The organism is Mycobacterium sp., assembly GCF_050701675.1.
Taxonomy (GTDB): Bacteria; Actinomycetota; Actinomycetes; order Mycobacteriales; family Mycobacteriaceae; genus Mycobacterium.
The window spans coordinates 1-5,339 of record NZ_JBOGDD010001260.1 but is presented as its reverse complement, the minus strand read 5'-3'; the positions used below and the strand labels follow the sequence as shown (position 1 = coordinate 5,339).

General features: G+C 67.1%; 5 protein-coding genes. 3 read left to right on the top strand and 2 right to left on the bottom strand.

What is annotated here, in order from left to right; genetic code table 11:
* The coding region (locus ACRDUX_RS39070) for a CYTH and CHAD domain-containing protein (protein WP_526422624.1) at window positions 1-1,184 on the bottom strand (1,184 nt) is incomplete at its 3' end.
* Window positions 1,185-1,366: 182 nt separating this feature from the next.
* Here ACRDUX_RS39070 and ACRDUX_RS39065 point away from each other — a divergent pair.
* Complete coding sequence (locus tag ACRDUX_RS39065; RefSeq protein WP_526422622.1) at window positions 1,367-2,149, top strand: enoyl-CoA hydratase/isomerase family protein; 783 nt, start codon at window positions 1,367-1,369, stop codon at window positions 2,147-2,149.
* On the opposite strand, the gene panB is transcribed toward ACRDUX_RS39065, so the two are convergent.
* Window positions 2,150-2,992 (bottom strand): 3-methyl-2-oxobutanoate hydroxymethyltransferase, encoded by an 843-nt coding sequence (gene panB, locus ACRDUX_RS39060; protein WP_526422626.1) that lies wholly within the window; start codon window positions 2,990-2,992, stop codon window positions 2,150-2,152. It abuts the gene before it with no gap.
* Window positions 2,993-3,146: 154 nt separating this feature from the next.
* Between panB and ACRDUX_RS39055 the strand changes: the two genes are divergently transcribed.
* Both ACRDUX_RS39055 and ACRDUX_RS39050 read left to right on the top strand, forming a co-directional pair.
* Window positions 3,147-4,538, top strand: coding sequence for a WS/DGAT/MGAT family O-acyltransferase (locus ACRDUX_RS39055; protein WP_526422620.1), 1,392 nt, complete (start codon window positions 3,147-3,149; stop codon window positions 4,536-4,538).
* 56 nt (window positions 4,539-4,594) lie between these two features.
* The coding region (locus ACRDUX_RS39050; RefSeq protein ID WP_526422618.1) for an alpha/beta fold hydrolase at window positions 4,595-5,339 on the top strand (745 nt) is incomplete at its 3' end.

The following is a 5,339-nucleotide window of genomic DNA, read 5'->3' as shown; positions in this document are numbered from 1 at the left end:
CGGGCGGACTGCGCCGCCTTCGACGCCTTGCGCACCTTCCGGTACGCCGACTCGACGGTCGTCTGCCTTGGTGGTTCGCCCGTGGTGGTCGCCGCTGGTCCAGCCGATCGGAGTGCGTCGAGCGCGTCGAGCATGCGGAAGTAGCGGTCGGATCGCATCGCCGTCAGGGACCGTCGCAACCCGGCCTTGTAACGGAGTTTGGCACCGTCGATCAGTCGCTCCCGGACCGGTCCGCGGACCAGTTCGGCAGGCAGTTCGTCCAATGCCCGCTCGTATCGCTCGGCGAGCACCTCGGCGTCGCGTGCCACGCCCAAGACCCCGGCCAGCTCCCGAAGTTCGTCGAGAAGGGGGGCGTCGTCGGAGAGCCCGAACGACTCCTCGGACCCCTTCACCAGGCTGCGGATCTTGCGGGTCACCACCCGCATCTGGTGCACGGAATCCCATGCGTCGGCGCGCACGGCCCTGTCCCACACCAGCAGCTCTTCGATCTGTTCGGCCACCGCGCGATGCACCGGGTCCTCGGAGTGCGGTGCCAGCCCGGGATCGGGGGTCTGTAATACCTTCGCCAACTTCGACCCGTGCCCGGCGGGTTCGGCCCCCGCGTCGAACAGGCGGTTCGCCAGCCGGTCCAGCAGGGCGGCGCCGCTTTCGGCGCCGGCTCCCTCAGCGAGCTCGAGCTCCCATTCGCGCCACTCCTGGGGTTCCCCGTTGCCCTCGGCCGACGCGTGCACCGTGTCATCGCAGAACTCGGCAAGCGCCGCGCCGTCGTGCCCGTACAAGACGTCGACGGTGCGGCTGGTCGAGATCCGCGCCACCGGGGCCAGGGGGTGGTCGCGCACGATCGCGAGGACGACGTCACGCAGCTGGTCGGGTACCGAGTCATCGGGACGGCCCGCCTCACCGAGGGGCGTGCGGACCTCGGTTCTGGCGTCGGCTCCGGCGGGAAGCTTCAGGTGCCAGCCGGCATCGGGTCCGCCGGTGCGACGGCGCAGCGTGACGCGGTGCGCGGCAAGGTCCTGCCCCGGGGTGTCGAAGTACACCGCGTCGAGCCGTTGCACCGGCGAGCGTTCCACCCGGGCGATGGACGACAGACCCTCGAACGACGGGGAGACGGTGCCCTCGACGACCGCGAACTTGCGCTCGACCTCCGTGTGGCGGGACGGTTTGCGCTTGTCAGCTGGCATGTTCACCTTCAGTTGGGCAGCAGTCTCGTTGCTCGAAATTCGTGAACAGGTTGCCACATTGAGGTGAACGGACGACGTCGCCTCGGTTCGGCTGCGGCGAAGGGCACCCGTGGGCTTCATTGCGCGGCATTACACATCGTGGTGAGGGCGTAACCCCGAAAGCCGTGCGATAGCGTTTCGCCATGACCGATTTCGAAACGCTGAAGTTCGCCAAGTCCGGACCCGTCACCAGCATCGTTCTCAATCGGCCCGACGCCGCGAACGGCCTCAACGACACGTTGTGCCGCGAGCTCGCCGCGGCGGCGGCGCTGTGCGAGACCGACGCGACGAAGGTGGTCACCCTCACGGGTGCGGGCAAGTTCTTCAGTGCGGGCGGAGATCTCAAGGCCATGGCGGCCGCCCCCAGTGCCGGCGCCTACGTCAAGGGCATCGCCGACGACCTGCACCGCGCGATGGCGACGTTCGCGCGGATGGACGCCGTGCTGATCACCGCCGTCAACGGAGTGGCCGCCGGGGCCGGCTTCCCGCTCGGGGTGTCGGGTGACCTGGTTCTCGCCGGCGAGTCGGCGTCGTTCACGATGGCCTACACCAAGGTGGGCCTCAGCCCCGACGGCAGCTCGTCGTATCTGCTGCCGCGCCTCGTCGGCCTGCGCAGGACCCAGGAGCTGATGATCACCAATCGAGTGCTGTCGGCCGCCGAGGCGCTGGAGTGGGGTCTGGTGACCGCCGTCGTTCCCGACGCGGAGCTGTCCGCGAGGCTGGATGAGCTCGCGGCCCGAATCGCCACTGGCGCAAGGAAGTCCAACTCCGCGGTCAAGAAGCTGCTGCTGACCACCTACGCCTCGAATTACGAGGACCAGCTTGACGACGAGGCGCGGTTGATCTCGGAGAACGCCGACGGCGTCGACGGCAAGGAGGGCATCGCCGCCTTCCTCGGCAAGCGCAGACCCGAATTCACCGGCTGACTAGAAGGAGTGCTCCTCGGCCGGGAAGGTCCCGGTCGCCACGTCATTGGCGTACTGCGTTGCCGCCCGGCGTAATTCGCCGCCGACGTCACCGAAACGCTTGACGAACTTCGCCGTCTTGCCCGCCGTCATCCCCGCCATGTCCTGCCAGACCAACACCTGCGCGTCGCAGTTGGGGCCCGCGCCGATGCCCACCGTGGGAATGGTCAGCTTGCCGGTGATCTGGGTGGCCAATTCTGCGGGCACCATCTCCAGTACCACGGCGACCGCCCCTGCCTCCGCCACCGCGATGGCGTCGTGCACGGTCTGCTCGGCGGCGTCACCCCTACCCTGGACGCGGAATCCGCCGAGCCCGTTGACACTCTGCGGCGTGAAGCCGATGTGCGCGACCACCGGAATGCCTGCCTGCGTCAGCGTCGCGATCTGATCGGCGACCCGCTCACCACCCTCGAGCTTCACCGCGGCGGCGCCGGTCTCCTTCATGAAACGCGTCGCCGTCGCCAGGGCTTGAGCAGCGCCACCTTCGTAGCTGCCGAACGGAAGGTCGGCCACCACCAGCGCGTGTGGGGCGCCGCGCACCACGCCACGCACCAACGGAATCAGCTCGTCGGCCGTCACCGGCACCGTGGTGTCGTAGCCGTAGACCACGTTCGCCGCGGAATCGCCCACCAGCAGCACGGGAATCTCGGCGTCGTCGAAGATCCTTGCGGTGGAGAAGTCGTACGCCGTCAGCATGGCCCACTTGTGGCCCTCGGCCTTCCACTTCTGCAAGTGGTGGGTGCGCACCTTCGTGCGCGGCTTGGACGTATCGGAGGCAGCACCGTAAACCGTCTGTTCAGACATCATTGTCCCTAATCTCGTCGATTCGTTCCTCGAGGCCCATTCGGGTCCCCGGGTCGTCTGACACCCAAAGTCTGCCACTCACACCCGAGAAGATGAACTCTTGGTGAAGTGCGGTTCCTCACACCTGGACGGGTGGCGGGCCTAACATCGCGGAATGCAAAGGCTCAGCGGACTTGACGCCAGCTTCCTGTATCTCGAAACGCCATCGCAGCCCTTGCACGTGTGTTCGATCCTCGAAATCGACACCGCGACCATCCCCGGTGGCTACACCTTCGACCGACTGCGCGACGCGCTGAGTCTGCGCATCAAGGCGATGCCGGAGTTCCGCGAGAAGCTCGGTGACAACCGATTCAACCTCGATCACCCGGTGTGGGTGGAGGACAAGGACTTCGACGTCGACAGACACCTGCACCGCATCGGTCTCCCCGCACCGGGCGGCCGCGTCGAACTGGGGGAGATCTGCGGGCACATCGCCTCGCTCAACCTGGATCGCAGTCGGCCGCTGTGGGAGATGTGGGTGATCGAGAACGTCGCGGGCACCGATGCGCACGCCGGCGGCCGACTCGCGGTGATGACCAAGGTGCACCACGCGGGCGTCGACGGCGTCACCGGCGCGAATCTCATGTCGCAGCTCTGCACCACCGAGGCCGACGCTCCGCCGCCGAGCCCGGTCGACGGCGTTGGCGGTGGATCGGACTTGGAGATCGCGGTCAGCGGCGCCATCAAGTACGCCACCCGCCCGCTCAAGCTGCTCAACGTGCTGCCCTCCACGCTCTCGACGGTCGTCGACACCGTCAAGCGGGCGCGCAGCGGATTGACCATGGCGGCGCCGTTCGCCGCACCCAAGACGCGCTTCAACGCCACCGTCACCGCGCACCGCAACGTCGCCTTCGCGCAACTCGACCTCGAGGACATCAAGACCGTCAAGAACCACTTCGGCGTCAAGGTCAACGACGTGGTGATGGCGCTGGTGGCCGGGGTGCTGCGCAAGTACCTGCTCGACCGCGACGAGCTACCCGAGAACACCCTCGTCGCCATGGTTCCGGTGTCCGTGCACGAAAAGTCCGACCGGCCCGGCCGCAACCAGGTTTCGGGGATGTTCGCCAGTCTGGAGACCAACGTCGAGGATCCGGGTCAGCGACTGAAGGCCATTGCCGACGCGAATTCCGTTGCCAAACAACACAGTGCGGCAATCGGTGCGACGCTACTGCAGGACTGGTCGCAGTTTGCGGCTCCCGCGGTGTTCGGCGTCGCGATGCGTGTCTACGCGTCGAGCCGGCTGACCAGCGCCCTGCCCGTGCACAACCTGGTCGTCTCCAACGTGCCTGGACCGCAGGTTCCGCTGTTCTTCCTGGGCGCACAGGTGAAGGGGATGTATCCGCTCGGACCGATCTTCCACGGTTCGGGGCTGAACATCACGGTGATGTCGCTCAACGGCACGCTCGACGTCGGCCTGATCTCCTGCCCCGAATTGCTGCCGGATCTGTGGGACATGGCCGACGACTTCGCCGCGGCTCTGAAGGAGCTGATCAGCGCGACGCACTAGCCGCGGGGCGCCGCCCTCAACTGCGCTGATGAGGGTCCATGGCAGCATGGACAGCCATGAACCTCAGACGCGGGGTCCTTGCGGCCGCCATGGTGGTGCTGCTCGTGGCGGGCTGCAGCAAGTTGGTCGATGGGCGCGGCGTGATCGCGACGCCACGGCCGGGATCGCCGATCGACTGGTCGCAGTGTGACCTCGCGGCCTCGGACGTTCGCATTCCTGCGGGCGCCGAATGCGGAATGCTGTCGGTGCCCGTCGATTACGCCAAGCCAGACGGTGACGTCGCGAGGATCGCGATGATCCGGTTCAAGGCGACCGGGCAGAAGATCGGTTCGCTGGTCGTCAACCCGGGTGGTCCCGGTGAGTCGGGTGTCCAGGCTGCCGCTTCGCTGGTCGGCGCCATCCCGGAGTCGGTCCGGCAGCGCTTCGACCTGGTGGGTTTCGATCCGCGTGGGGTGGGATTGTCCACCCCGGCGGTGTGGTGCAACTCGGACGCAGACAACGACAAGCTCAGGGCGGACCCCCAGGTCGACTACACGCCGGAGGGTGTCGCACACATCGAGTCGGAGACAAAGGACTTCGTCGCGCGCTGCGTCGAGAAGATGGGCGACGACTTTCTCGCCAACGTCGGAACGGAAAGCGTGGTAAAGGATCTCGACTCCATCCGCGCCACGCTCGGCGACCAGAAGCTCACATATCTCGGCTACTCGTACGGCACCCGCATCGGGGCTGCGTACGCAGAGGCCTACCCGCAGAACGTCCGCGCGATGATCCTCGACGGCGCCGTCGACCCCAACGCCGACC

What these genes read in the sequence shown, in the direction of transcription:
- ACRDUX_RS39065 (WP_526422622.1), top strand. Translation starts at nt 1,367, where the DNA reads ATGACCGATTTCGAAACGCTGAAGTTCGCCAAGTCCGGACCCGTCACC.
- ACRDUX_RS39055 (WP_526422620.1), top strand. Translation starts at nt 3,147, where the DNA reads ATGCAAAGGCTCAGCGGACTTGACGCCAGCTTCCTGTATCTCGAAACG.
- panB (WP_526422626.1), bottom strand. Translation starts at nt 2,992, where the DNA reads ATGTCTGAACAGACGGTTTACGGTGCTGCCTCCGATACGTCCAAGCCG.